This window comes from Streptomyces sp. NPDC055189 (assembly GCF_053606765.1).
In genome coordinates this window covers 72,606-98,336 of the sequence record NZ_JBSGSG010000015.1, presented here as the reverse complement: position 1 = coordinate 98,336, position 25,731 = coordinate 72,606, and the positions used below count along the sequence as shown (strand labels likewise).

Here is a 25,731-nt window from a genome sequence, read left to right as displayed (position 1 = left end):
CATCGAAGAACTGGGCGGCCGGGAGTTCGCGTACACGGGAGTTCGCGTACAACAGGTTATCGGTGCGGACCCGGGCGCCGTGATCGCCCGGCACCGCACCGGCAGCAGTGGCCCGATCAGCTGTTGCGCACCGCGTTCGCCAGGATCGCGTCCCGCATGTAGACGGCGAGCCCGGGCCGGATGGCCTCGTAGACGGCCGTGAACCGCTCGTCCGCGACGTACATCTCGCCGAGGCAGGAGTGCAGCTCGTGCGAGCACTCGTAGTGGGAGCGCGTGATGGAGCGGCGGTGTTCCTCCGCGACGTCCATCGCCTCCCCGGAGTCGGCGGGCAGGCCGGCGGCGAGCAGGTCGGCCATGCGCGCGTGCACCGCGTTGAACTCGTCGTTGATCCGCTGCCAGTCCTCCTTGGTGTACGAGGCGGCCTTGCGCTGCGACTCCTTGTAGGCGTCGGTGTCGCCCCAGCGCCGCTCGACCTCCTCCGCGTACTGCTCGGGGTCGTGGTCCCCGAAGACCTCGAACTTCTCCTCGGGCGTGAGGTTGATGCCCATCTTCTTCGCCTCCATGGCGGTCTCGATGGCGGCGGCCATCTCCTGGAGCCTGGTGATCCGGTCGTTGAGGAGCGCGTGCTGACGGCGCAGATGTTCGCGCGGGTCCGCGTCCGGGTCGTCCAGGAGGGCCGCCACCTCGTCGAGCGGGAAGCCCAGCTCCCGGTAGAACAGGATCTGCTGCAGCCGGTCCAGGTCTCCGTCGCTGTAGCGCCGGTGGCCCGCGTGGCTGCGCCCGCCGGGCACGAGCAGGCCGATCTCGTCGTAGTGGTGCAGGGTGCGCACCGTCACCCCGGCGAAACCGGCGATCTGTCCTACGGAGTAGCCCATGTTTCCCGCCTCTCTCGGTACGCATCTCAGCCTGAGTCCTCACGTCACGTGAGGTGCAAGTGCAGACCCCGCCCGTCGGCCATATTCTCGCCAGCAGGTGACAAACAGGGACACCAGACCTCAGCCCGAGGAGACCGCCCATGCCGCGCCAGCACCCGGGCCCCGGCCCCGAGCAGCCCGCCAAGCGCACCCTCTCGGTGAACCCCTTCTACGGAGAGGCCAACCCGGTCAGCGGAATGTCCGAGGCGCCGCCCAAGCACCGCCTCCCGGACAATCCCCTGCCGCCCGCGACCGCCTACCAGCTGGTGCACGACGAGCTGATGCTGGACGGCAACTCACGCCTCAACCTCGCCACCTTCGTCACGACGTGGATGGAGCCGCAGGCCGGCGTCCTGATGGGCGAGTGCCGGGACAAGAACATGATCGACAAGGACGAGTACCCGCACACCGCCGAGCTGGAGCGGCGCTGCGTGGCCATGCTCGCCGATCTGTGGCACGCGCCGGACCCCTCGCTGGCCGTCGGCTGCTCGACGACCGGGTCGAGCGAGGCGTGCATGCTCGCCGGGATGGCGCTCAAGCGCCGCTGGGCCAACGCCAAGCGGAACATCGACCGCTATCCGTCCCCCACCGCACGCCCGAACCTCGTCATGGGCGTCAACGTCCAGGTCTGCTGGGAGAAGTTCTGCAACTTCTGGGAGGTCGAAGCGCGCCTGGTCCCCATGGAGGGCGACCGTTTCCACCTCGACCCGGAGGCCGCCGCCGAGCTCTGCGACGAGAACACCATCGGCGTCGTGGCCGTGCTCGGCTCCACCTTCGACGGGTCGTACGAGCCCGTGGCCGAGCTCTGCGCGGCCCTGGACGACGTGCAGGAGCGCACCGGGCTCGACATCCCCGTGCACGTCGACGGCGCGTCCGGCGCGATGGTGGCACCCTTCCTGGACGAGGACCTGGAGTGGGACTTCCGGCTTCCGCGAGTGGCGTCGATCAACACGTCGGGCCACAAGTACGGCCTGGTCTATCCGGGCGTCGGCTGGGCGCTGTGGCGGGACGCGGAGGCGCTGCCGGAGGAGCTGGTCTTCCGGGTGAACTACCTCGGCGGTGACATGCCGACGTTCGCGCTGAACTTCTCCCGCCCCGGCGCGCAGGTCGTCGCGCAGTACTACACGTTCCTGCGCCTGGGCCGCGAGGGCTACCGCGCCGTCCAGCAGGCGGCGCGGACCGTCGCCACCGGCCTCGCGGAACGCATCGAGGCGCTCGGCGACTTCCGGCTGATCACCCGGGGCGACCAGCTGCCGGTGTTCGCCTTCACGACGCTGGAGGACGTGAAGGCGTACGACGTCTTCGACGTGTCCCGGCGGCTTCGCGAGCGCGGCTGGCTGGTGCCCGCGTACACCTTCCCGGCCCACCGCGAGGATCTGGCGGTGCTCCGCGTGGTCTGCCGCAACGGCTTCACGGCCGACCTCGCGGAGCTCTTCCTGACGGACCTGAGCAGCCTGGTGCCCGAACTGCGCCACCAGCCGCACCCCTTGACGCGGGACAAGGACGCGGCCACGGGGTTCCACCACTAGCCGCATCCGGCGCCAGTACTTACTGAGCGCGCCGAACCTTACTTACTGAGCCCGCCGAACCTCCGTACCGCCAGCGGCATGAACACCCCGACGAGCACGACGGGCCACACCACGGCAAGCAGGCCCGCGTGCTCGGCGGCCCACGAAGTGCCCACCACTCCGGGGTCGTTGCCGAACAGATCGCGGACCGCTGTGGCCGTCGCCGACATCGGGTTCCACTCGACGGTGGCGCCGAGCCAGCCCGGCATGTTCTGCGGGACCGTGAAGGCGTTGGAGAGGAAGCCCACCGGCCAGACCAGGATCTGCACGGCCACGACCAGCTCCGGCTTGCCCGCGACCATCGCCAGGTGGATGCCGATCCACAGCATCGCGAACCGCAGCAGGAGCAGCAGACCGACCGCTCCGAGCGCCGCGCCGAACGAGCCGTGCCAGCGCCACCCGATCGCGAGGCCGACGCCGATCATGACGAGCAGCGAGGCGAGCGACTGGAGCATGTCCGCCACCGAACGCCCGACCAGGACCGCCCCGTTGGTCATCGGCATGGACCGGAAGCGGTCGATCACCCCCTTGTTGAGGTCCTGCGTGACCGCGACCATCGTCGCGTCCAGGCCGAAGGCCATGGTCAGCGCGAACATGCCGGGCACCAGGAACTCGGCGTAGTCGCCCGCGATGCCCTTTCCGCCGCCGATGAGGTAGTTGAACATCAGCAGCAGCATCACCGGGAAGACCAGGCCGACGAGCACCTGCACGGGCTGCCGGGCCCAGTGCGCCAGCTCGCGCCGCGTCATGGTCCAGGAGTCGACGGCGGCCCACTTGGCGGGCGTGCCGCCCGACACCGGTGTGCGGCTCGTCAAAGGCGTACGGCTGGTCGTCGTCGTACTCACACGGCCTCCTTCAGGCGTTCCTCGTCCTCCGTGCCGCCCGTCAGGCGCAGGAACACCTCGTCCAGGGTCGGCCTGCGCACCGCGATGTCCTCCGCGTCCACACCGGCGTCCCGCAGGGCCTGTACGACCCCGGTGAGCGCCTCCATGCGGTCCGCCACCGGCGCGCTCGCGAGGCGGCGGTCGGCGTCGAGGGTGGCGTCGCCCGGCAGCAGGCGTGCGGCGGTCTCCAGCTGGGCCGCGTCCCGCACCACCACGTCGATCCGGTCGCCGCCGGTCTTGGACTTCAGCTCGTCCGCCGTGCCGTCCGCGATGACCCGGCCCCGGTCGATCACCGAGATGCGGTGGGCGAGCTGGTCCGCCTCTTCGAGGTACTGCGTGGTGAGCAGCACCGTCGTGCCGCCGTCGACCAGCGAGCGCACCGCCTCCCAGACCTCCGTGCGGCCCCGCGGGTCGAGGCCCGTGGTGGGCTCGTCCAGGAACAGCACGTCGGGCTCCGTGATGAGCGAGGCCGCGAGGTCCAGGCGGCGCCGCATGCCGCCGCTGTACTGCTTGACCGCCTTGCGCCCCGTGTCCCCGAGCCCGAAGCGCTCCAGGAGCTCATCGGCCCGCACGCGCGCGTGCCGGGCGCCCAGGTGGTGCAGGCGCCCGAACATGTCCAGGTTCTGCCGACCGCTCAACTCCTCGTCGAGGGCGGCGTGCTGGCCGAGCAGGCCGATGCGCCTGCGCACCTCGTCCGGCTGCCGCCGCACGTCGAACCCGGCGACCTCCACCCGGCCCTCGTCCGCCCGCAACAGTGTGGCGAGCACCCGTACCGCCGTGGTCTTGCCCGCGCCGTTCGGGCCGAGCACGCCGTGCACCGTGCCGCGCCCGACCCTCAGGTCGAGGCCGTCCAGCGCCCACTTCTCCCCGTACCGCTTCCTTGCACCTTCGACGACGATCGCGTCCGTCATCCGTCTCCCTCCGAGCCCCTGCCGCCCCGTAGTCAAACTTGACTACGAGCTCGACGCGAAGGAAGGTATCCCCGAATCCGGGATTAGTCAAACTTGATCAGCCACCTGGATCTCTGGGTTCAGCGGTCGTCCCCCGCGTGCGTCTCGCCGGTTGCGTACGGGTTCTCCTCACCCTCGGCGAGGACACCCACGAAGGGCTCGCCCTCCCCCGCGAACGTGTACGCGCCGCCCTCGATCCGCTTGATCAGACCGCGCGTCCACTCCATGCCCCCGTCGGCCGTGTGGACCCAGAGGTTCATGATCTCGCCGATGTGCCCGAGCTGCTCGGGGCCCTCTTCGGGGGTGTAGTACTCGGTGACGGACCTGCGCCACTCCTCGATGCCCGCCACCCGCCGCTTCAGCAGCTCGACCGCCTCGCCGCGCGGCAGGTCGACCATGAAGCCGAGGGCCGCCGAGAGCATGTCGGGGCGCTGGTCGTACGAGACCAGGTTGGACCGGAGCAGGTTCAGGAACTCCTCGGTGCCGGCCTCGGTGATCTCGTACTCCGTGCGCGGCGGGCCGCCCGCCGTCGACGGGGCGATCTCGTGCGCGAGCAGCAGGCCTTGCTTGGCCATCTGCTTCAGCGCGTGATAGATCGAGCCGGGCTTGGCGTTGGACCACTCATGGGCGCCCCAGTACTCCAGGTCGTTGCGCACCTGATAGCCGTGGGCCCGCCCGTGCTGGCGGACGGCGCCGAGGACAAGGAGTCGGATCGCCGACATCAAAGCCACCTCCTTCTAATCAACTTTGATTAGAGTAGCGGTATGGCCGAGACAATGATCCCCTTGTTCCCCTGCCACGCACTCGACGAGACCCTGGACTTCTACAAAGCCATGGGCTTCGAGGTGACCTTCTACCAAAAGGCGCCCAATCCGTACGCCGTGGTCCGGCGCGGAGACATGGAGCTCCAGTTCTTCCAGCTCAAGGGATACGACCCGCAGGCCTCCTACAGCACCTGCTACGTCGTCACCGACGACGTGGACACCCTCCACGAGGCCTTCCGGACCGGCCTCAAGCAGACCCTCGGGCGGATACCGACCCGCGGCCTGCCCCGGATAGGCGCCGTGAAGGACATGAGTTACGGGGTGCGGCAGTTCCTGATGACGGATCCGGCGGGCAACTGCGTCCGGGTCGGGCAGCCCATCGCCGACTCCTTCGAGCACGCCCCGGTGCCGAGGGAGCGGTACGCGCGCGCCCTGCACCAGGCCACCCTCCTCGGCGAGTCCAAGCAGGACCACGCGGCCGCCCTGCGCATCATCGACCGCGCCCTCGCGGCCGACGGCACCCCCACCCCCGAACAGCTGCGGGAGCTGCACGCCCTGCGGGCGGAGATGGCCGCGCAACTCGAACCCGGAGAGGATGCCTGAACCCCCGGCCCTGGCCCCGACCCTGCTCTGGCCCTAGCCCCAGCTCTCCCCGCGCTCCAGGGCCACCAGCTCGAACGCCGTCTTGCCGTCGAGGGATTCGCGGATGATGTCGGCGTGGCCCGAGTGCCGGGCCATCTCGCTGATCAGGCGGAGCAGCACCCAGCGCATCGACACGTCCTCCTTCGGGAACCACGGCTCGTCGGGGAGCGCGAAGGTCTGGTCGAGGGTGGGCAGGGAGCGGATGAACTCCGTCGTACGGTCGGCCACCCGGCCCCAGTACGCGAGGACCGACTCGACCGTCTCGCCCTCGATCAGGCGGAAGCACTCGTCCCAGTTCGCCTCTGTGCGCTCGACCGCCGGGGCGACGCCCTTCGCCCGCGAGATCCAGCCCTCCTCGACCTCCGCGACATGCTTGAGCAGCCCGGAGAGCGACAGCTCGCTGGCGCTGGGCTTGGTGCCCGCCTGCTCGTCCGTCAGGCCGAGCAGAGCCCGCCGGATGCCGCCGCGTTCGGCGTCGAGGAAGGCGAGCAGGGCGCCGCGCTCGTCGCCGGGGGTCTCTGCGTTGACGTGAACGACCATGGTGTCCGCCTCTGGGAGCCTGTGGAGCCTGCCGGGCTTTCCGACACCACTGACGTTACGGACCCTTGCGGTCAGGTTCTGTCCGCAAGGGTCCGGAAGTTCTCGGCGCCGTTCATGGCGCACGCAGAAACGGGCTCAGAAGGGGAACTGGGTCCGGCCGTGCTGCACCGAGATCCACTTCTGTGTGGTGAACGCGTCCACCGTCGAGTCGCCGTTCAGGCGCCCGACGCCGGAGTGCTTCTCGCCGCCGAAGGGCACGATCGGCTCGTCGTGCACGGTGCCGTCGTTCACGTGGAACATGCCGCTGTCGATCCGCCGCGCGAACCGCACGCCGCGCTCGATGTCGGCGGTGTGGACGGCGCCGCTGAGACCGTACTGGGTGTCGTTGGCGATGCGTACGGCCTCTTCCTCGCCGTCGAAGGGCACGAGGAGCGCCACGGGACCGAAGATCTCCTGCTGGAGGGCCGGGGAGTCGGCGGGCAGGTCCGTCAGGACGGAGGGAGCGACCAGGTTGCCCTTGGTGCGGCCGTGCAGCAGGGCCTTCGCGCCCGCGGCCACCGTCTGGTCGACGAGCTTCGTCACCGCGTCGGCCTGCGAGGAGTTGATCAGCGGGCCGATGTGGGTCGCCGGGTCCGCCGGGTCGCCGACGTTCAGGGACGCGACCTTGGCGACGAACTTCTCGGTGAACTCCGCCTGCACCGACTGGTCCACGAGGATGCGGTTGGCGGCCATGCAGACCTGCCCCTGGTGCACGAAGCGGCTGAAGACCGCGGCGTTCACGGCGTAGTCCACGTCCGCGTCGTCCAGGACGACCAGCGCGCTGTTGCCGCCGAGCTCCAGGATCGACCGCTTGAAGTGCGAGGCGCAGACCGTGGCGACATGGCGTCCCACGCGGTCCGAGCCGGTGAAGGAGATGACCTTCGGCACCGGGTGCTCGATGAACGCGTCGTTGATCTCGGCGATGTCGGTGATCACCACGTTCAGCACACCGGCCGGCAGACCCGCGTCCTCGAAGACCTTCGCGAGGATGCCGCCGCCCGTCACCGGCGCGTTCTGATGGGGCTTGAGCACCACCGCGTTGCCCAGGGCGATCGCCGGGGCGATCGTCTTGGTGGACAGGAGCAGCGGGAAGTTGAAGGGGCTGATGACCCCGACCACGCCCACCGGCTCGCGGTAGAGGCGGTTCTCCTTGTCGTCGCCGGGCGACGGCAGGATGCGGCCCTCGGGCAGCAGCGCGACGTTCACGGCCTCGCGCAGGAACTCCTTGGTGAGGTGGAGCTCGAAGCCCGCCTTGAGCCGGGTACCGCCCAGCTCGGCGACGATGGCCTCGGATATCTCTTCCTCACGGTCCTCGATGATGCGCAGGGCACGCTCGAAGACGGCACGCCGGGCGTAGGGGCTCGTCCGGCCCCACTCCTTCTGCGCGCGGTCGGCCGCTCGGTAGGCCTGGTCCACCTCGTCGGCCGTCGCCACGGTTATCGACGCCAGCTTCTCCCCGTTGTACGGATTGAAGTTGATGATGTCCCAGGAGCCGGAACCGGCCTTCCACTCACCGTCGATGTACTGGTGAGCCAGGTCAGTGAAGAAGGACATGAGACCCCTAGCCGCAGACTGTGGTTACAACTGTGGTGACACCTGAGTTCACGTCATCCTACTGACGAGTTAGATGAGTTGGAGCAGACCACGGAGAAGGTCGCGACTATCGGCCGGATTAGGGCTGTCGCGCTGCAGTTCGCTGACCACCCGCTCGTACTGGCCGACTTCCTCGGCCTTGTCGAGGTACAGGGCTCCTGTCAGCTGCTCCACGTACACGACGTCCGAGAGGTCCGATTCCGGGAAGCGCAGCATGGTGAACGCTCCGCTCTCGCCCGAGTGCCCACCGAAACTGAACGGCATGACCTGGAGGGTGACATTCGGCCGTTCGGAGATCTCGATCAGATGCTGGAGCTGACCCCGCATCACATCCCGGTCTCCGTAAGGGCGTCGCAGCGCGGCCTCGTCGAGTACGCAGTGGAAGCGGGGAGCGCGCTCGGAGATGAGCAGCTTCTGGCGTTCCAGGCGCAGGGCGACACGGCGGTCGATGTCGGCCGCGCTCGCGTCCTGCATGCCGCGGGCGACGACCGCGTGCGCGTACGCCTCGGTCTGCAACAGGCCGTTGACGAACTGGACTTCGTAGGTCCGGATCAGCGAGGCGGCACCTTCGAGCCCCACGTATGTTTGGAACCAGCCAGGCAGGACATCCGAGTAACTGTGCCACCAGCCCGCGAGGTTGGCCTCTTTGGCGAGCGAGAGCAGCGCGACGCGCTCGGCCTCGTCGGTGACGCCGTACAGCGTCAACAGGTCCTCGACATCTCTGGACTTGAAGCTCACCCGTCCCAACTCCATGCGGCTGATCTTCGATTCGGAGGCTCGGATCGAGTAGCCGGCCGCTTCCCGGGTGATGCCGCGCGATTCCCTCAGGCGCCTGAGTTGCGAGCCAAGGAGCATGCGCCGTACGACCGAGCCGCTCGACTCCCCTGCGGTCACTTCGCTCAACCCTCCCCATCACTTGGAAGCCAGCAGTCTGCCATTAAACGCTTCAAGGCGTACTCGTTCGGTTACAGAAACGGAAAGCCTTCGACAGGTCTCCACAAGAAGTCGTAGGAAGAAATGGGCAAGAAGTGGCACGGGAACCATCAAGTCCGGCGCGTGCACGTGCATCTGCCCTTGCATCTGCTGTACGCATTCGGAACCATGGTCCGCACGACACTGCACTACCGCACCACAGCACCACCGCTCCATCGCTATGTACCGCGAAACCGGGGAGTGCCTCGCATGGGGACGAATGGATCGACCATGCTCGAGCCGTTACGGCAGGGGCTTCCCCCACTCGACCCCTCAGCCGTCTCCAGCGCCGCGTCCTGCTCCCTGCCCGCCCGCTACGAAGCAGTGGGCAGCGCACGGCAGTTCACCCGCACGACGCTGAGCCAGTGGGGCCTTGACGAACGTTTCGACGACGTCGCCCTCGTCGTCTCCGAGCTTGTCACCAACGCCCTGCGGCATGCCCTGCCGTCGGACACCCCGCGCGACCAGGGGCCGCCGGTGCGGCTGCACTTGATGCGCTGGACCTCGCGCCTGGTGTGCGCGGTGCGCGACCCCAGCGACGAGAGTCCGGTCGCGCGCGAGACGGACGACGACTTCTCCGCCGAGTCGGGCCGCGGCCTGTTCCTGGTGGACTCGTTCAGCGACAGCTGGGGCTGGCACCCGCTCGCGGGCGCGCTACGGGGCAAGGTCGTGTGGGCACTGTTCCAGCTGGCCCAGCCGGCGTAGCTCCCAGTCGGCATAGCTGACCCAGTCGGCACAGCCGGCTCGGAACGCACCGGCCCGGAGTCGGTGCGAACCCGGCCCGGAAGGGGTCCGACCGGCCCGGAAGGGGACTAACCGCCGATCAGGTGGTCGAACTCCCCGTCCTTCATCCCGAGCAGCATCGCCTCTATCTCGGCGCGCGTGTAGACCAGCGCCGGACCGTCGGGAAAACGCGAGTTGCGCATGGCGACATCGCCGCCCGGCAGCTTCGCGAACTCCACGCAGGCACCCTGCGAATTGCTGTGCCTGCTCTTCTGCCAGACCACCCCGTGTAGCTCCGTGGCGGCCATGCCGTTAAACACGTCGTGCACAGTCGCTCCCCGGTGGTGCAGTGCCTGGTGTGGCTCTAGACGGCTCTAGATGCAGTGGTCAACTGTCCCGGATCATAGCTGTGTTCACATGCCGATGCATGGGCAGATGCACGTGCACGCGGGGTGTTGCCTTGATTACAGCTTTGTCAGCACCTGCCCAACTCCCCGCATGCCATGCGAATGCCTTCCAGGTCGAAGCGTGCCCGCTTGTTCGCGTACGTGTTTGTGTACGTGCTCGCGTACGCGCTCGCGCCTTGTTCGTGTACTAGATAGAGACGCACAGGAAGCCGTTGGTGTTCCAACGTTTACGCGATGGCCTGATGGCGAGGTGATGGCCGAAAGACGGCCACCCGGTTCAGCGGGCCGAGCCGTACGGCAGCAGCGCCATCTCCCGCGCGTTCTTGATCGCGCGGGGAGCAGCCGCTGCTGCTGGGCGCTGACCCTGGTGACGCGCCGGGAGCGGATCTTCCCCCGGTCCGAGATGAACTTGCGGAGCAACTCCGTGTCCTTGTAGTCGATGTACGTGACTTTCGCCTGGTCAAGAGGGTTGGGGCGCGGCTTCTGGTCGCGCGCGGACGGCTTGCGGGGGGACAATTCAGACCTCCAGGAGGTTGTTGAAGGCGGGCGGCAGTTGCTTCCAGGCGTCACGCCCGGCGGCGTACTCCTCGTCGGTCAGCAGGCAGGACTCCAGAACCTCTTCGAGACCGTCGCGGTCGAGGCCCGGCGAGATGAAGACCAGGTGCTGGCAGCAGTCGCCGTGCTCCGGATGCCAGTCGAGCGCCGCCGCGGCACGCCGCACCGGCGGCACCATCTCCCATGCGGCGTCCGGCAGCGAGACCAGCCAGGGCCCCGCACTCTCCACGCAGAGCGCACCCCCCGCCGCGTCCCAGCCGAGCAGCGTGTCCGGATGGTCGGCCAGCCAGAACCGGCCCCGGCTGCGGGCAGCCGCGCAGGTCAGGTCCTCCAGGGCCTGATAGAGCCGCTCCGGGTGGAAGGGCCGGTCCCGGTGCCATACGAGGGTGGCGACCCCCGCCTCGTCCGCGTCGGTCGGCAGCAGCGCGCAGGACGGATGCTGGGCCGCGGCGGCCGCATCGACGTCGAATCCGCCGAGCGCGGCGCCCGCCAGGTCACCGTGACCGCTGATCGGGACCTGGCGGGCAGTCGGGTGGAGCTGGGCGAGGAGCGCGCGGTCCTCGTCGTCGGCCTCGGGAGAGTCCGCGACGGCGAGCACCGGGGCGTACTCGAGCTGGCGGGCCCACGTGTCGGCGACCGTGCGCTGATCCGTGGCGGCAGCGGCGAGACCGGCCTCCATCAGGTCGTCGCCGTTGCCGAGGTACGGCAGGAGGAGCGCCGGATCGACGGCCGTGATCACGCCGCTCAGCCGCAGCCCTTCGCGTACATGCGCCGTGATCACCTCGGCCATCGCCTTGGGCTCCACGGAGTCCCACAACTCGACGACCGCGAGCCGCGTGAGACCGGAGTCCGCGAGCCGTTCCAGCTCGGGCACCAGATCCTCGCGCAGGGCACAGCACGCGCAGTCGTTGACCAGCGGCGCCTCACCGGTGGAGAGCACCCCGGTGGCATCGCGCACCGTACGTACGACTGTGCCGTGCGCGGCCGTCGCCAGGTCGTGATGGAGCGCCACGCTGCCGGGGACGGTGGCGAGGAGCCGCTCGACTGCCTGCCTGCGGGCGTCGGAGTGCAGCCCGCCGACGATCGCGATGTCCATCGATCGTGTCGATTCCATTGAGCTCATCGCTGGCCGTAGCGGCGCTCGAAGCGCTCCACGCGGCCCGCGGTGTCCAGGACCTTGGCCGTGCCCGTGTAGAAGGGGTGGCTCGCGGAGGAGACCTCGACGTCGATGACGGGGTAGGTGCGCCCGTCCTCCCAGTCGACCGTCTTCTCGCTGGTCATGGTGGACCGGGTGAGGAAGGCGAAGCCGGCGGACTTGTCGCGGAAGACGACGGGCCCGTACGGCGGGTGGATGTCCTTGCGCATGGTGATCAGCGCTCCTCTCGGAAATCGACGTGCCGACCGACGACCGGGTCGTACTTGCGCAGCGTCATGCGGTCGGGGTCGTTACGGCGGTTCTTGCGGGTCACGTACGTGTAGCCGGTTCCGGCAGTGGACCGGAGCTTGATGACCGGGCGGATTTCGTTGCGAGCCATGGCGCTAGTGTATGAAAATGAATCCCGTTTTCAAAACGGTTCCGCAGGGGACCCCGTCCCCACGACCGAGAGGTGCGTCACCATGTCCGCCCACTGCCAGCTGACCGGCGCCACGCCGGGCTTCGGCAACCAGATCTCCCATTCGCACCGGCGCACGTCACGCCGGTTCGACGTCAATGTCCAGCGCAAGCGCTACTGGCTGCCGAGCGAGGGCCGCTTCGTGCGGCTGCGGCTCAGCGCCAAGGGCATCAAGACCGTCGACTCCATCGGCGTCGAGGCGGCCGTCGCCAGGATCCGTGCGCGTGGGGTGAGGGTCTGATGGCCAAGAAGAGCAAGATCGCGAAGAACGAGAAGCGACGCGAGACCGTCGCGCGGTACGCCGCGCGACGGGCCGAGCTGAAGGAGATCATCCGCAGGCCCGGCACCGGGGACGCCGAACGGAGCTCTGCTCAGGCCGAGTTGGCCCGCCAGCCGCGGGACGCGAGTGCGACGCGCGTACGCAACCGGGACAGCGTCGACGGTCGTCCGCGCGGATACGTGGGGAAGTTCGGCCTCTCCAGGGTCAAGCTGCGTGACCAAGCGCACGCCGGATTTCTCCCCGGGGTGCGCAAGTCGTCCTGGTAGCTTGGCGCGCGATTCACTGACCTCGTTCGAGTGTCGTATATGTGTTGAGCAAGCGTCGTGTAGGGGGACTTCAGTGCGGATGCGCGTCCGGAACGTACGTATCGGTGCCGCGGCGGCGGGCCTTGTCGCCGCCCTCGTCCTGACCGGTTGCAGCAGTGGCGGCGGCGACGGTGATGACGAGGGCAAGGACAAGGGCTCGGCGGGATCCTCCGCCGGGGCCGAGGGTTCCGGCGGGTCCGAGACGCCGGACGAAGGCGACTCCGGCTCGGACTCCGGTGCGGAAGGCGGCAGCTCCGAGGGCAGCTGGGTCGCCACCTCCGGCGGGAATCCGCTCGCGCTCGTCATCGCGGGGAATCAGGCGACGCTGCTCGGCGAGAACGTCCTGTGCAGCGGTACCGCCGGGGGCGACAAGATCGCGCTCAAGTGCGCCAAGGGTGAATCCGATCGCACCAACGGCACGGTCGAGTCGGTCAACGGTACGTCGATGACGGTGTCCTGGCAGGGCGCGGGCAAGGACCAGTTCACGAAGACCGAGGGCGGGAAGCTGCCGGAGGGGCTGCCTACGGCGGGGCTTCCGCAGTCCTGAATCTCCCTTCCCGGCTGTGCCGGGTGGTGTTGTGCGGCTAGCGGGCCGCGGGGCCTTGTTCGGGGTCCTGCGGCCCGCCTTCCTTTTCCTTTTCCTTTTGGGGGCCGGTTTCCGGTTCCTTTTGGGGGCCGGTTTCCGGTTGGGCGCCCGTTTTCGGTTGCGCGCCTGTTTCCGAGCCGTCCACCAGCATCGGCGGGGGTGCCGTGTCCAGGGCGTCCGAGAGTTCCTCCAGGGTCGTGAGGAGGAGGCCCGCTCCTCGACGTACGACCCGGTCGGGGACACCCTCGCCGTCCCACTCGTCCAGTGCCTTGCGTACGGCTTCCCACTTCGGGACGCGGCGTTCGCGTACGGCCTTCGCGCCGTCCTCGGTCGACTTGCGCAGGGCCTCCGCTAGGCGGGCGGCAGCGGGGACAGGGGTCGCGTCGCGGTCCGGCAGGTGGGCCTCCATCAGCATGGCCACGCGGCCCAGTTGGGCGAGGGCGTCCTCGGCGTCGGCGGCCGAGGCGCGGGAGAGGCCGCGGTGGCGCACCGGTTCGTGCTTGGCGCGGGCGGCGGCTTCCTGCCAGGCGATACGGGCGTCGCGGGCGGCGAGGAGCGCGCCGCGGACGTCCGGGCAGGAGCTGCCCTCGGGGTCGGCGTAGCGGCTGACGACGGCTGCGGCGTAGCGGCCGTCCGCGACCAGCCAGTCGGCGAGGCGGTTGCGCAGGCGCGGGGTCTCCCAGGCCGGGTACACGGCGTACGCGATCATCGCGAGGATGCCGCCGAGGAGGGTCAGGACGACACGCTCCGGCACCGTCTGCGTCCACTGCTCGCCGCCCATGCCGAGCAGGAACACGACGTACGCGGCGACGCAGGCCTGGGCGGCGACCTGGCCCGTGCGCATCAGCAGGTACATCATTCCGGCGCAGAGCACGGCGAGCGCCGCGGAGAGCCCGGTGCCGGGGCTCGCCAACTGCACCAGGCCCGTGGCAAGGGCGACACCCACGAGGGTGCCGCCGAAGCGTGCGACCGCTCGCGAGTACGTCTGCGAGAAGTCCGGGCGCATGATCATGACGGAGGCCATGGGGGCCCAGTAGCCGTGGCCGAGGGGTAGCCAGGTGCCCAGGAGATAGCCCGCCGCGGCCACCGCGGTGACGCGGATCGCGTGGCGGGTGACGGGCGATTCGTGGCGGCGGCGGAGTTCGGTACTCATGGCGCGGATGGCCATGGGGAGCAGGGCGGGGAAGGTGGGGCGGAGGAGGGGGGAGGGAGTGGGGGTGGGGGTGGGGGTGCTGGAGGAAGTGGAGGGGGTGGAGGGGGCTGTGGTGGCTCCGGTTTCTGGTGTGGCGGTGAGGGCGGCGGCCTTGTCGGGGGGTTTGCCGGCGGTTTCGACTACGTCGCGCAGCAGCGCCGCCAGGCGTTTCGCCGCTCTCTGGGCCGGGCCCGTGAGGATCGCCCCGGTGTCCGGGCTCTGCAGGGTGGCCACGGCCGCGGGCGGGATCTTCAGCGGTTCGCCCTGCCGGATCGCCCTGGCGGCCGCGTCCAGGATCGTGCCCGCCGCGGCCAGGATCTCGCGTACGCGGTCGCGTTCTTCGCCCTCTTCCGGTACGCCCACCGCCGGGTCGGCCAGGGAGGCGAGCACCGGGCGGATGCGTTCGGCCAGGCCGCGGGTGCCGCGGAGTTCGGCGGGGCGCGTGCGGGCCTGGCGCGGGGTGATGGTCGCCGCGTCGCGGGCCGCCATCAGGGGTTCCGGGTCGAAGTCGGCGTGGGGGTCGTGGCGCAGGCGGCGGGCGTAGTCGGCCTCGGCGGCGAGCGCGTCGGCGAGGGCGTCCCGGTGGGCGCCCCATCTGCGTACGGGGAAAAGGACCACGAGGGCGGCCTGGACCGCGCCGCCCACCACCATCATCGCGGCGTGCCCCGCGGCGGCGGCCAGGGAGCCGGGGAGGGTGACCGTGACCAGCATGATCGCGACGTTGGACGAGGCGATGATGCCGATGGTCGGGCCCGCGGCCCAGCTCAGGCCCGAGAGGAAGGTCCAGAGGGCGAGGAGGGCGAGGAAGAGGAGGGTGTGGGAGCCGGTGAGGTAGCCGAGGAAGGTGGAGACGGCGAGGCTCGTGCCGGAGGCGAGGGCGAGTTCCGGGCGGGGGCGCCAGCTGCGCTGGAAGGTGGCGATGGCTGCCTGGAAGGCGCCGAACGCCGAGCTGGCGGCTACGGCGGGGCCGAAGAGGGTGAGGCTGACGCCGATGATGATGGCGAGGCCGGCGGCGCCGCGGAGAGCGATAAGGGGTTCGAGCCGCTTCCGCTCGACGGTCAACCCCGAGCGGGTGGTCTCCTTCAGCGCCCGAAGCCAGGTCACTCTGTGATGATACGGGGCATATCGGACTGCGCCGGGGTGGGGGGCGGGGCTGTTGCGGGGCAATCGGGCGGGTGGGCGGGAGAGCTCGTTCGGTCAGGGGGACGCGGGGCAATCGGGTGGGTGGGCGGGAGAGCTTGTTCGGTCAGGGGGGATGCGGGGTGATCGGGCGGGTGGGTGGGAGAGGCCTGTTCGGCCGGGGTGGATGCGGGGCAGTCGGGCAAGCAGGCCCAGGGGCCCGCTACCGCTGACGGAGGCGAGGCCGACCGGGGCCCACGTTCGCCTCGTCCGCCGCCGCAGCGCCCTGCGCCCAGCCCTCGTAATCCGTCACACCCCGCACCCGCGTAGTAGACGTCTCCGGAAACATCCGCTCCGTGTGGGACGTGACGGCCACGTCACGCGCGGCCAGGACCGGCAGCAGCTCCCCCGCATCAGGGGACCCCGCGGTGACATCCTCCGCCGCCACGGCAAGCCGCGCGCCGATGCGGTTGGCGTACGCGAGGAGGAACGCCTGACGGAACGTCTTCGTACGCTTCCGGCCGCCCGCCCGCTGCCCCGCCTCCGCCTTCGTCATCGCCGCCGTGCCCTGCACGAGGAGGGAGGTGTGGAGGAGTTCGACCACTTCCAGGTCGGGCTCGAAGCCGACGACGGTCGAGAAGCCGTACGTCTCGTTCCACACCGCACGGCAGCGGTTCGCGGTGGCCACCGCGTCCAGGAGGATCGCCTTCGCCGTCTCGTACGGGGCGTCCACGCCGATACGGCAGGCACCGGGGGTGTCCTTGGCGTGGCTGCGCGAAGCGAGCAGCGCCTCGTCGATGGTGTGCCTGGCCATCAGCTCCTGCGCCTTGGCGGTGAGCGCCTCCGCCTCCTCGGGGAATCCGGTGGCCTCGGCCTTGGCAAGCAGGGCGCGGATACGGGTGAGGATGCGGGGCTCTTCGTGGCCGGGAGGCGGCGGCGTGTGGAGCGGAGAGCCGGGAGCGGGGCCCACCGGCTCGACCGCGGGCAGCCGCAGGAGGAGGCGGTAGAGGGCGAGGACGGTCGTGGCCCGCGAGAAACGGTCCGGCTTCGGGCCCCCGGCCTGCGGGGCAAGTTCGGCCGGCTCGGCCAGCTCGGCGAGCTGCGCCTGCCAGCGGGGCGGAAGGGTGTCCCCGTACCGCCTGGTCTCTGTGGTGATCAGCTCGGCGGCCAGTTGTGTCTGCTGGGCGCGGTCGGTCCCGTGGGTGATGTCGTCCCGGGCGCGGCCGACCATCCGTATGACGTCCGCGGGCTGCCACCCCCGCCCCCAGGCGCGGCACACCAGCTCCTCGCCCCTGCGCCACAACTCCGCGTCGGCCTCCGGCGCGGCCGCGAGGAGGGACGCGCCGGTGTCGAGGCCCTCGTCGCCGTCCGCGTACAGCGCCGCCGCGAACGCCTTGTCGATCACCTCGGTCACCGGATCCATACGTCAAGGGTATGGCTGGCCATACCCCTGGAACTCCCTCCAATGGTCGTGCCCGGCGCGGACCCGTGCGGTTTGATCGAGACATGACCTCAACTGCCGTACGGCTCACCGCCGTCCGCCGCACTTACCGCGATGTGACCGCCCTCGACGGCGTCGACCTCGCGATACGTGCGGGCACCTTCACCGCGATCATGGGCCCGTCCGGCTCCGGCAAGTCGACGCTGCTGCAGTGCGCCGCCGGGCTCGACCGGCCCACGTCCGGGACGGTCGAGGTGGGCGGTACGGAGCTGACGGGGCTGAGCGAACGGCGGCTGACCCTGCTGCGGCGGGACCGTATCGGCTTCGTCTTCCAGTCCTTCAACCTCCTCCCGTCACTGACGGCCGCCCAGAACGTCGCCCTGCCGATGCGGCTCGCGGGCCGCAGGCCTTCACGTACACAGGTGCGCGAGGCACTGGGACACGTGGGCCTCGCCGACCGGGCGCGGCACAGGCCGGGGGAACTCTCGGGCGGCCAGCAGCAGCGGGTGGCGCTGGCACGGGCGCTCGTCACGCGCCCCGCAGTCCTCTTCGGCGACGAGCCGACCGGGGCCCTCGACACGACGACCAGCCGTGAAGTGCTTGTGCTCTTGCGGAAGTTGGTGGATGAAGAGGGGCAGACCACGGTGATGGTCACGCATGACCCGGTGGCGGCGTCGTATGCGGACCGGGTGGTGTTCCTGGTGGACGGGCGGGTCGCCGACGAGGTGCTCGCGCCGGACGCGGGAGAGGTGGCCCGGCGGATGGCAGGGCTGGAGTCGGGGGCGGGGTCCGGCGGCGCCGGTTCCGCGGTCGCGGGCGACGAGTCGATGATCGCGGGTGGTCGGTGATGTTGTTTGCCTCTCTTCGCAGCCGCTGGGCCGGGCTGCTCGGTGCGTTCGTCGCTGTCGCGCTGGGTGTGGCGCTCGTCGCCGCGATGGGGCTCGGCCTGGCCTCGACGTTCAGTGCGCCGGAGCGGAAGCCGGTGCGGTTCGCCGGGTCGCCCGTGGTCGTCATGGGGCAGAACACGCTGACCGTCCAGGTGAAACGAGGGCCGGGCACCGCCCACGTATCGAAGCCGCTTGCCCATCCACACCCTGTGGATATCGAACTTCTGCGCGAGCTTCGACGCCTCGGGCCGGTTCAGCTGGACGGGTCGAAAAAGGACGCGGTGGGCGTGGATGCTCCGGCCGCGGAAGTGCGGAGGGTCGTCGAGGCGCGGAACGCCTCTGCCGGAGAGCGGGCCCGGGTTCTGACCGGTGGTGACCGGCGGCTCGCCGATCCGGAGCCGGCGCAGGACGCGGAGGCGATGGTGGCGGTGAACTCGTTCCTGGGGACGGCGGGCGGAGTGTCCGCGTTCGTCTCCGTCTTCGTCACCGCTTCCACCTTCGCCTTCGTGGTGGCCCTGCGGCGCAGGGAATTCGGACTCCTCCGGATGGCCGGAGCGACGCCGGGGCAGGTACGCAGGACGCTGCTCGCGGAAGCGCTCGTGGTGGGGGTCGCGGCCTCCGGCGCGGGGTGTGTGCTGGGGGGCCTGGGCGCGCCGGTGCTGGCCGAGATGATGGTCGACGCGGAAATCGCTCCGGAGTGGTTCGCCATCGGCGAGGCCGCCTGGCCGTACCACCTCGCGTTCTGGGTGGGCGTGTCGGTCGCCTTCTCGGGTGCGTGGCTCGCCTCCCGCCGGGCGGGGCGCGTGGGTCCCACCGAGGCACTGCGGGACGCGTCCGTCGATACCGGCGTCATGCCGTGGAGCCGGCGGATCGTGGGCGGCGCGCTGCTGGCGGCGGGGCTCGGGATGCTCGCCCTGACCCTGTGGAGCGATCCGTCCGCGCTGATGAAGCGGAAGACGTACACCACCCAGCCGATGATCCTGATCACCGCACTCGCCGCGCTCACCCCGCTTCTCGTACGACCCGTCCTGCGCGCCGTACGACTGCCCGGCGCCATCGGCCTCCTGGTCCGGGAGAACTCCGCCGCGTCGGTACGACGCACGGCGGCCGTCGCCGCGCCGGTCCTGGTGACGGTGGCTCTCGCGGGCTCGCTGCTCGGCTCCGCGGAGACGGCGGGAGAGGCGCGGGCGGTGGAGGCGCGGGAGCGTACTGGAGCAGAACTGGTCGTAACAGGCGACAACTTGAGGAAGGCTGGTGCTGGTGCTGGTTCCAGTCAGGCGGGCGGAGTCTCTGTGGCCGCGGCGTCCGCGTCCACGGCCGTGTTCGTACGGGAGGAAGGCACCGCGCTGATCCGGTCGGAGGCACGCGCGGTGAGCGATCCGGCGGCGTTCGCCTCGGTGTCACGGCTTCCGGTGGTGGCGGGGGACGTTCGCGACCTCGACGACCGTTCGATCGTCGTCAACGAGGAGTGGGAGAAGCGGCGGGTGGGCGAGCGGGTCGACGTCTGGCTCGGCGACGGCAGGCCCGCGCGGCTGCGGATCGTCGCGGTCCTCGCACGGGGTACGGGGGACAACGGGGCGTACGTCACGTCGGCGAATGCCGCTGCCGCACCGGTCGACCGCATCGACGTGGCGCTGCGGGCCGGGGCGGACCGCGACGAGGTGGCGGGAGCACTGCGGGCGGAGGCCGGCGGCGGGGGCGGCGGGGATGTGCGGGTGCGGTCGGCGGAGCAGTGGCTGGCGGACACGTACCCGGCGATGAAGCCGCAGACGCGGCTGGGGCTGCTCGTGCTGCTGGGTATCGCCCTGGTCTACACGTCCATCTCCCTGGCGGGAACGCTTCTGATGGCAACGTCGATACGGGGCCCCGAACTCCGCTCGCTCCGGCTGGCCGGGGCTACGGGGGCGCAGGTGCGGATGGTGGTCGCCGGGGAGTCACTGCTGGCGGTGGCGGTGGGCACGTTCCTGGGCCTGGCGGTCACAGCACTGAACCTGGGCGCCCTGAGCACGGGCCTCGCAAGGCTTTCGGCGCCGGCGGGGGTCGTGGTGCCGTGGGAAATGGTGGGGCTGGCCGCGGGAGTCTGGGTCGCGGCGGGGGTGGCGGGGGCGCGGGGACGTTAGACGCGGGGCAATCGGGCGGGCGGGAGAGGCTCGTTCGCCCAGGGATGGACGCGGGGCAATCGGGCGGGCGGGCGGGAGAGCCCGTTCGGCCAGGGACAGACGCGGGGCAAACGGGCGGGTGGGTGGGAGAGCCCGTTCGGGCCCCGACGCAGCCGGGGGAAAGGTCACCGCGCGCCCGTGCCCGCCAGGCAGGTCGTACGCCCTCAAGTGCTGGCCGGGGCTGACGTGCTTGCGCTCCTCCCAGGCCAGGTAGTTGGGGAGGTACAGCTTCCGGTGGGAGTGGAGGAGCCGGCCGTCCGCGTAGTACGCGGAGGTGTTGTACGCGCGCAGACTCGTGTGCTCGTGAAGGCCCACGATCACGTCCGGGCCGAGAGAGGACAGCTCCCGCAAACGGCTGTCCGACACTTCCAGCGACGTGTCCCGCCGCAGTCCGCCCAGGTGATAGCCGTGCAGACTCAGCTCGGGGAACACGACGAGGTCCGCTCCCTGCGCCGCCGCCCGGCCGATCTGGTCGCGGGCCTCCGCGAGGTTCTCGTCCACCTCGCCGAGGACACAGTCGGTCTGCGCAAGGGCCACTCTCATGGCTCCGAGCCTCGCAGCGCCGGGCGCCCTCCGCATGCCGGGGACACCCGTACGCGGGTCCCGGCACAACAAGACCCCGACACCCCCGCCCAAGCCCAAGCCCAAGCCCAAACCCAAACCCAAACCCAAGCCATCAGCAGGATTGTCAGTGCCCCCTGACAGACTCACCCGCATGACCGAAAGGTGGGCCCTCGCCGCCACCGAGTCCGGCGGCGCCACCCTCGCCCCCCTCGGGGAAGACGGCCTGCCCGCAGGACAGACCCTGCACGAGCCGGACCTCGCCGCGGCCGTCCGCGCCCGACCCGACGTGGCCCGCTGGGTCTGGCGCTCCACCGCGGAGATCTACCCCGCGCTGCTCGCCGCGGGCGTCCGCGTGGACCGGTGCTATGACATCGAGGACGCCGAGCTCCTCCTCCTCGGTCACGAGGGCCGCCTCGGCGAACCCCGCTCGGCCGCCGCCGCCTGGGCCCGGCTGCACAACGCCCCCGTACCGAACGACCCTCCCCCCAGAGCCGCGGCCCCCGGCGCCCAGGACTCCCTCTTCGAGCCATCCCCCGTGACGTCCCTCCCCTTCGACGCCCTCCTGGAGGTGTATGCGGCCCAGCAGCGAAGACACGGGGCCGCCGAGCACCCGGGCAGGATGCGGCTGCTCACGGCGGCCGAGTCGGCCGGGATGCTGGTGGCCGCGGAGATGAACGTGGCGGGCCTGCCCTGGCGCGCGGACGTCCACCACGCCCTGCTCACCGAACTCCTCGGCGAGCGCTATGCGGGCGGCGGCAGGAACGCGGGAGCGGCGGAGCCCCGCCGCCTCGCCGAGCTCGCCGACGAGATCTCCGCCGCCTTCGGCCGTCGCGTCCGCCCCGACCTGCCCAACGACGTCATCAAGGCCTTCGCGCAGGCCGGTATCAGGGTCAAGTCCACCCGGCGGTGGGAGCTGGAGGAGATCGACCATCCGGCGGTGCGGCCCCTCATCGAGTACAAGAAGCTGTACCGGATCTGGACGGCACACGGCTGGAGCTGGCTCCAGGACTGGGTGCGCGACGGCCGCTTCAGGCCCGAGTACACCCCGGGCGGCACCGTCAGCGGACGCTGGACGACGAACGGCGGCGGCGCGCTGCAGATCCCCAAGATCATCCGCCGTGCGGTCGTCGCCGACCCCGGCTGGCGGCTCGTCGTCGCCGACGCCGACCAGATGGAGCCGCGGGTCCTCGCCGCGATCTCCCGCGACCGGGGCCTGATGGAGGTCGCCGGGAGCCACGAGGACCTCTACACGCGCCTCTCGGACCGCGCGTTCTCCGGCGACCGCGACCACGCCAAGATCGCCCTGCTCGGCGCGGTGTACGGGCAGACGTCGGGCGACGGCCTGAAGAACCTGGCGGCGCTGCGCCGCAGATTCCCGGCCGCCGTCGCGTACGTCGACGACGCCGCGAAGGCGGGCGAGGACGGCAGACTCGTACGGACCTGGCTGGGCAGGACCAGTCCCCCGGCGGCCGGAGCGGAGGACTTCGACGAGGCGGGCATCCCGCAGGACGACCCGGCCGATCCCCCTTCCCAGAGCGGCGAGTTCACTCCGGGGTACGCCCCGGGGTACGCCTCATCCAACACCCGCGCCCGCGGCCGCTTCACCCGTAACTTCGTCGTCCAGGGCAGTGCGGCCGACTGGGCCCTGCTAATGCTGGCCGCCCTGCGCCAGTCCATGGCCGCGGCCGGTCTCCGCGCCGAACTCGTCTTCTTCCAGCACGACGAGGTGATCGTGCACTGCCCGCAGGAGGAGGCCGAGACGGTCGCGGCGGCGATCCGCGAGGCCGGTGACCTGGCGGGACGCATCACCTTCGGCGAGACGCCGGTGCGTTTCCCGTTCACCGTCGCCGTGGTGGAGTGCTACGCGGACGCGAAGTAGCCCCCCGTTTCAAGAGGGTGATTCAGCCCGCCAGCAAGCCCGCCAGCAAGTCCTTCAGCTCGCCGACCACCTCGCTGCTGTCCGTGCCGTCCAGGGCCGCGAGCGCCGACTTCCACTGCGCGTACGCCTCTTCGGCACGCCCCTCCTCGTACAGGAGGAGCCCGTGCTGATGGCGGGCAAGCCCCGCCATGTGGGCGTCGGCCCGCTGCTCCGCACGCTCAAGGAGATCCGCGCACTCGCGCGCCGCGTCGCCCGGGCGAGACACCTCGCGCAGGGCGCGGACCATGCCGAGGCGCACCTTGGACTCGTTGTGCCAGTCCTCGGCGACACCGTGGATGCGCAGGCTCTCCTCGAAGTGGGTGAGGGCGGTGTCCGGTTCGTCGAGGAGGAGATAGCTGTAGCCGATGTCGCAGTGGGCTTCCTGCCGGACGCCCGCGTGGCCGAGGGACTCGCCGATCGCCAGGCTCCGCTCGTGGTGCTCGATCGCCTTGCGCACGTCGGTGTGCTCGTAGACGTTGCCGAGGTGGGAGAGGGCGAACGCCTCGCTCAAGGGATCGTTCATGGCTTTGGCCAGCTCCAGGCCGTGCCGTAGCGACTCGGCGGATTCCTCGTAGCGGCCGAGGGCTTCGAGGAGGAGGCTGCGATTGAATACGGCGCGGTGCACGCACGTCACGAGGTCGAGCTCCCGCCACAGATCGAGCGCCTCGTCGATCAGGGCCAGTGCGGTACCGCTGCGCCCCGACACGTAGTTGAGGCCCGCGAGGTCGGTGAGGGCCTGCGCCTCGGCGGCGGTGTCGTTCCAGCGGCGGGCCGCGGTCACCGCGAGCCGGTTGAGCAGATCCGCCTCGGCGAGCCGGCCACGGCGCTTGAGGTACGAGAAGAAACAGCGGACAAGGACGGGCAGCAGAACGGATCCGCGGCCGTGGCGGTCGGCGAGGGCGATGACATTGGTGAGTTCCGTGTCGCCCCAGGAGAAGGCGTCGTCGGAGGACATCGGCGGCACGGCGGGGACCGGGGAGCCGGCGGCTGTGTGCCGGGTCCGCAACCGGTCGTCGACGCCCATCATCCGGTCGTCGAGGTCCATGCCCTCCGGCATGATCGCCACCACGGTCTGCCGCGCCGACTCCGCGTACCAGTGGAGCGCCGATTCCACGACGTCCGCCGCACCCGCCGCGTCCTGGTGGGCGGTCTCCCGTGCGAAGTCGCGTACGAGATCGTGCGGGGCGAAGCGGCCGTAGGCCGTCTCGTCGAGCAGCGCGACGTCGACGAGCCGGTCGAGGGCGGCCCCCGCGCGCCACTCCTCCACTTCCAGCAGGCGGGCCACGAGCGGCACTCCGTACGCCGGGAGGTCAAGGGCGCCGATCGCGGCGAGAGCGGCGGCGGCGTCCCGGTCGGACTCGCGCTCCGACGTACGAAGGGCGTCCAGGGCCACGGCGAGCGAGCGCCGCACGCTGAGGTCGTCGTGCTCCAGATGACGCAGCCGTCCGCCGCTTACGGTGAGCAGCTCGGCGAGGGCGTCAGGGGTGAGCGCGCGGCGCGCGGCGAGGCGGGCCGCGATGATCCGCAGGGCCAGCGGGAGGCGCCCAGCGAGGTCGACCAGGGGGTGCCCCGCGTCGAGCCCCGCCCGCCCGGAGACGGCGCGCAGCAGGGCGATGCTGTCCCCTTCGGAGAGCGGCTCCAGCGGGAAACGCCCCGCGCCGTCGAGCGCGGTGAGCGAGGAGCGGCTGGTGACGATGACCGCGCAGCCGGGCCCTGCGGGCAGCAGCGGCCGTACTTGCGCGGCTGTCGCGGCGTCGTCCAGGACGAGGAGGGTGCGGGTGGGCGCGAGCAGCGAGCGGAGCAAGGCGGCCGCGGCGTCCGGGTGTTCGGGACTGTGCTTCGACTCGACCCCGAGATCCCGGAGCAGGGCGGCGAGGGCCTGCTCGGGCGTGAGGGGCGTCATTCCGGGAGTGGCCCCGCGCAGATTGACGTAGAGCTGCCCGTCGGGAAAGTGCTCGCGCAACCGGTGCGCCACGTGCAGGGCAAGCGCGCTCTTCCCCACACCCGCCATACCGGACAGCACGGCAACGGGCGGTACGACACCACTATCGCCCCCATCCGCCCTGGTCAGGAGCCGCGCCAGGGAGCGCATGACGTCTTCGCGTCCGGTGAAGTGGGGCGGGGAGGGCGGGAGTTGGGCCGGGCGGGTGGAGGGGAATGCGGGGGCGGGGGCGGATTCCGTCGCGGGTTCCGTCGCGGGCTCCGGCGCGGCACCGGCATGGGGTGCCGGGGCATCGGGACGCGACGACGAGGACGATGGTGAGGGCGACGGTGAGGGCGAGGGTGACGGTGACAGCGGGTGCGAGGGCGAGAGCGGGTGCGAGGGGGCCGCCTCGGTCGTCGGGGGCCCGCCCGACACCGCCCCCGCAGGCTCCTGCAGCACCTCGCGGTGCGCCGCCCGCACCGAGGGGCCGGGCTCCACGCCCAGTTCCTCCACCAGCCTGCGCCGCAGCTCGCGATGGACGGCGAGTGCCTCTGCCTGGCGGCCCGTACGGTGCAGCACCAGCATCAGCTGGCGGTGGAACGTCTCCCGCAGGGGGTACTCGGCGACCAGTTCCGCCAGCTCCGGCACGAGCCCGCCACCGGCCCCCGTCGCCAGTTCCGCGTCGTAGCGCAGCTCAAGTGCGAGGAGCCGCGCCTCCTCGAGGCGCGGCACGAGCGCGTGGCCCGCGGCGTCGGCGGGCAGCCCGCCCAGCGGAGTCCCGCGCCACAGGCCGAGCGCGGCGGAAGCGGCGTCCGCGCAGAGCCGCCAGTCCCGTTCCGCGTGCGCGGCCCTGGCCTGCGTGACCAGCTGCTCGAAGACCCGTACGTCCAGCTCGCCGTCGGCCACCCGCAGCCGATACCCCGGAGGCACGGCCCGCAGTCGCTCCGGATCGTCCAGGAGCCGGCGAAGGCGCGTCACGTGGTTCTGCAGCGAGGCGTGCGCGGAGGCGGGCGGTGCGCCGCCCCAGAGTGCGTCCTTGAGGGCGTCGACGGAGACCACCCTGCCCGGTTCGAGCAGCAGCGCGGCCAGCAGGGCGCGGCCCTTGGCGCTCTGTACGGGCTGCGGCTCGCCATCGGCGTCGTACACGGCAGGCGCGCCCAGAAGCCCGAACCGCAACCCCTCGCACCGCACG

General features: G+C 70.9%; 23 protein-coding genes and 2 pseudogenes. 9 read left to right on the top strand and 16 right to left on the bottom strand.

The features are described from left to right. Positions 1-116 precede the first annotated feature (116 nt). On the bottom strand, positions 117-875 hold the full coding sequence (locus tag ACWFR3_RS14250) for a MerR family transcriptional regulator (protein ID WP_453734841.1): 759 nt from the start codon (positions 873-875) through the stop codon (positions 117-119). 140 nt (positions 876-1,015) lie between these two features. Between ACWFR3_RS14250 and ACWFR3_RS14245 the strand changes: the two genes are divergently transcribed. Further along, positions 1,016-2,443 (top strand): glutamate decarboxylase, encoded by a 1,428-nt coding sequence (locus ACWFR3_RS14245; RefSeq protein WP_453734840.1) that lies wholly within the window; start codon positions 1,016-1,018, stop codon positions 2,441-2,443. Between the two features lie 38 nt (positions 2,444-2,481). On the opposite strand, the gene ACWFR3_RS14240 is transcribed toward ACWFR3_RS14245, so the two are convergent. The 3 genes from ACWFR3_RS14240 to ACWFR3_RS14230 form a co-directional block, all read right to left on the bottom strand. Further along, on the bottom strand, positions 2,482-3,231 hold the full coding sequence (locus ACWFR3_RS14240; RefSeq protein WP_453734890.1) for an ABC transporter permease: 750 nt from the start codon (positions 3,229-3,231) through the stop codon (positions 2,482-2,484). Between the two features lie 92 nt (positions 3,232-3,323). After that, positions 3,324-4,277 carry an ATP-binding cassette domain-containing protein gene (locus tag ACWFR3_RS14235; protein WP_453734839.1) on the bottom strand — a complete coding sequence of 318 codons (954 nt, stop codon included), beginning with the start codon at positions 4,275-4,277 and terminating at the stop codon, positions 3,324-3,326. A gap of 119 nt (positions 4,278-4,396) precedes the next feature. Further along, positions 4,397-5,038 (bottom strand): PadR family transcriptional regulator, encoded by a 642-nt coding sequence (locus ACWFR3_RS14230; protein WP_453734838.1) that lies wholly within the window; start codon positions 5,036-5,038, stop codon positions 4,397-4,399. Positions 5,039-5,080: 42 nt separating this feature from the next. On the opposite strand from ACWFR3_RS14230, the gene ACWFR3_RS14225 reads away from it, so the two are divergent. Continuing rightward, positions 5,081-5,683 carry a bleomycin resistance protein gene (locus ACWFR3_RS14225; protein WP_453734837.1) on the top strand — a complete coding sequence of 201 codons (603 nt, stop codon included), beginning with the start codon at positions 5,081-5,083 and terminating at the stop codon, positions 5,681-5,683. Between the two features lie 33 nt (positions 5,684-5,716). Here the strand turns inward: ACWFR3_RS14225 and ACWFR3_RS14220 are convergent, their stop codons facing one another. From ACWFR3_RS14220 to ACWFR3_RS14210, 3 genes are all read right to left on the bottom strand, one after another. Further along, positions 5,717-6,262, bottom strand: a complete 546-nt coding sequence (locus tag ACWFR3_RS14220) for a DinB family protein (protein ID WP_453734836.1) — start codon at positions 6,260-6,262, stop codon at positions 5,717-5,719. Positions 6,263-6,397: 135 nt separating this feature from the next. Continuing rightward, positions 6,398-7,855: an aldehyde dehydrogenase family protein gene (locus tag ACWFR3_RS14215; protein WP_453734835.1), complete on the bottom strand. Its 1,458-nt coding sequence runs from the start codon at positions 7,853-7,855 to the stop codon at positions 6,398-6,400. A 69-nt stretch (positions 7,856-7,924) separates the two neighbouring features. Continuing rightward, positions 7,925-8,788, bottom strand: a complete 864-nt coding sequence (locus ACWFR3_RS14210) for a helix-turn-helix domain-containing protein (RefSeq protein ID WP_453734834.1) — start codon at positions 8,786-8,788, stop codon at positions 7,925-7,927. A gap of 288 nt (positions 8,789-9,076) precedes the next feature. On the opposite strand from ACWFR3_RS14210, the gene ACWFR3_RS14205 reads away from it, so the two are divergent. Then, positions 9,077-9,571 carry an ATP-binding protein gene (locus ACWFR3_RS14205; RefSeq protein ID WP_453734833.1) on the top strand — a complete coding sequence of 165 codons (495 nt, stop codon included), beginning with the start codon at positions 9,077-9,079 and terminating at the stop codon, positions 9,569-9,571. Between the two features lie 107 nt (positions 9,572-9,678). Here the strand turns inward: ACWFR3_RS14205 and ACWFR3_RS14200 are convergent, their stop codons facing one another. The 5 genes and pseudogenes from ACWFR3_RS14200 to rpmG all read right to left on the bottom strand — a co-directional run bounded on the left by ACWFR3_RS14200 (position 9,679) and on the right by rpmG (position 12,086). Beyond that, positions 9,679-9,918, bottom strand: coding sequence for a DUF397 domain-containing protein (locus ACWFR3_RS14200; protein WP_453734832.1), 240 nt, complete (start codon positions 9,916-9,918; stop codon positions 9,679-9,681). Positions 9,919-10,273: 355 nt separating this feature from the next. Then, positions 10,274-10,512: pseudogene (gene rpsR, locus ACWFR3_RS14195) on the bottom strand (30S ribosomal protein S18). Position 10,513: 1 nt separating this feature from the next. Next, positions 10,514-11,665 (bottom strand): CobW family GTP-binding protein, encoded by a 1,152-nt coding sequence (locus ACWFR3_RS14190; RefSeq protein ID WP_453734831.1) that lies wholly within the window; start codon positions 11,663-11,665, stop codon positions 10,514-10,516. A 5-nt stretch (positions 11,666-11,670) separates the two neighbouring features. Next, positions 11,671-11,916, bottom strand: coding sequence for a type B 50S ribosomal protein L31 (locus ACWFR3_RS14185; protein ID WP_453734830.1), 246 nt, complete (start codon positions 11,914-11,916; stop codon positions 11,671-11,673). Positions 11,917-11,921: 5 nt separating this feature from the next. Then, a complete protein-coding gene (gene rpmG / locus ACWFR3_RS14180) occupies positions 11,922-12,086 on the bottom strand; it encodes a 50S ribosomal protein L33 (protein ID WP_365858894.1) in 165 nt (54 codons plus the stop codon). 82 nt (positions 12,087-12,168) lie between these two features. Here rpmG and rpmB point away from each other — a divergent pair, with 82 nt between their 5' ends. The 3 genes from rpmB to ACWFR3_RS14165 all read left to right on the top strand — a co-directional run bounded on the left by rpmB (position 12,169) and on the right by ACWFR3_RS14165 (position 13,296). Then, positions 12,169-12,405, top strand: a complete 237-nt coding sequence (rpmB, locus tag ACWFR3_RS14175) for a 50S ribosomal protein L28 (RefSeq protein ID WP_361191030.1) — start codon at positions 12,169-12,171, stop codon at positions 12,403-12,405. Continuing rightward, entirely contained in the window at positions 12,405-12,710 is a 306-nt protein-coding gene (rpsN, locus tag ACWFR3_RS14170) for a 30S ribosomal protein S14 (RefSeq protein WP_453734829.1), read from the top strand. The genes rpmB and rpsN overlap by 1 nt, the downstream gene beginning before the upstream one ends. A 79-nt stretch (positions 12,711-12,789) precedes the next feature. Next, entirely contained in the window at positions 12,790-13,296 is a 507-nt protein-coding gene (locus ACWFR3_RS14165) for a hypothetical protein (protein WP_453734828.1), read from the top strand. Positions 13,297-13,333: 37 nt separating this feature from the next. Here the strand turns inward: ACWFR3_RS14165 and ACWFR3_RS14160 are convergent, their stop codons facing one another. Together ACWFR3_RS14160 and ACWFR3_RS14155 are read right to left on the bottom strand one after the other, a co-directional pair. Beyond that, positions 13,334-15,631 (bottom strand): FUSC family protein, encoded by a 2,298-nt coding sequence (locus ACWFR3_RS14160; protein WP_453734827.1) that lies wholly within the window; start codon positions 15,629-15,631, stop codon positions 13,334-13,336. Between the two features lie 238 nt (positions 15,632-15,869). Next, positions 15,870-17,060, bottom strand: a complete 1,191-nt coding sequence (locus ACWFR3_RS14155) for a DUF2786 domain-containing protein (RefSeq protein ID WP_453734889.1) — start codon at positions 17,058-17,060, stop codon at positions 15,870-15,872. A 92-nt stretch (positions 17,061-17,152) separates the two neighbouring features. Here ACWFR3_RS14155 and ACWFR3_RS14150 point away from each other — a divergent pair, with 92 nt between their 5' ends. Both ACWFR3_RS14150 and ACWFR3_RS14145 read left to right on the top strand, forming a co-directional pair. Beyond that, entirely contained in the window at positions 17,153-17,935 is a 783-nt protein-coding gene (locus ACWFR3_RS14150) for an ABC transporter ATP-binding protein (protein WP_453734826.1), read from the top strand. Continuing rightward, a complete protein-coding gene (locus ACWFR3_RS14145; RefSeq protein ID WP_453734825.1) occupies positions 17,935-20,094 on the top strand; it encodes an FtsX-like permease family protein in 2,160 nt (719 codons plus the stop codon). Before ACWFR3_RS14150 ends, ACWFR3_RS14145 begins: the two co-directional genes overlap by 1 nt. Positions 20,095-20,292: 198 nt before the next feature. On the opposite strand, the pseudogene ACWFR3_RS14140 reads toward ACWFR3_RS14145, so the two are convergent. After that, positions 20,293-20,676 (bottom strand): annotated as a pseudogene (locus tag ACWFR3_RS14140) (nitrilase-related carbon-nitrogen hydrolase); the annotation flags it as partial. A gap of 172 nt (positions 20,677-20,848) precedes the next feature. On the opposite strand from ACWFR3_RS14140, the gene ACWFR3_RS14135 reads away from it, so the two are divergent. Continuing rightward, the gene (locus tag ACWFR3_RS14135; protein ID WP_453734824.1) at positions 20,849-22,576 is read left to right on the top strand and encodes a bifunctional 3'-5' exonuclease/DNA polymerase; all 1,728 of its coding nucleotides are present in this window, start codon (positions 20,849-20,851) and stop codon (positions 22,574-22,576) included. Positions 22,577-22,598: 22 nt separating this feature from the next. Here ACWFR3_RS14135 and ACWFR3_RS14130 read toward each other — a convergent pair whose 3' ends face one another. Then, entirely contained in the window at positions 22,599-25,730 is a 3,132-nt protein-coding gene (locus tag ACWFR3_RS14130) for a BTAD domain-containing putative transcriptional regulator (RefSeq protein WP_453734888.1), read from the bottom strand. Position 25,731: the final 1 nt, after the last annotated feature.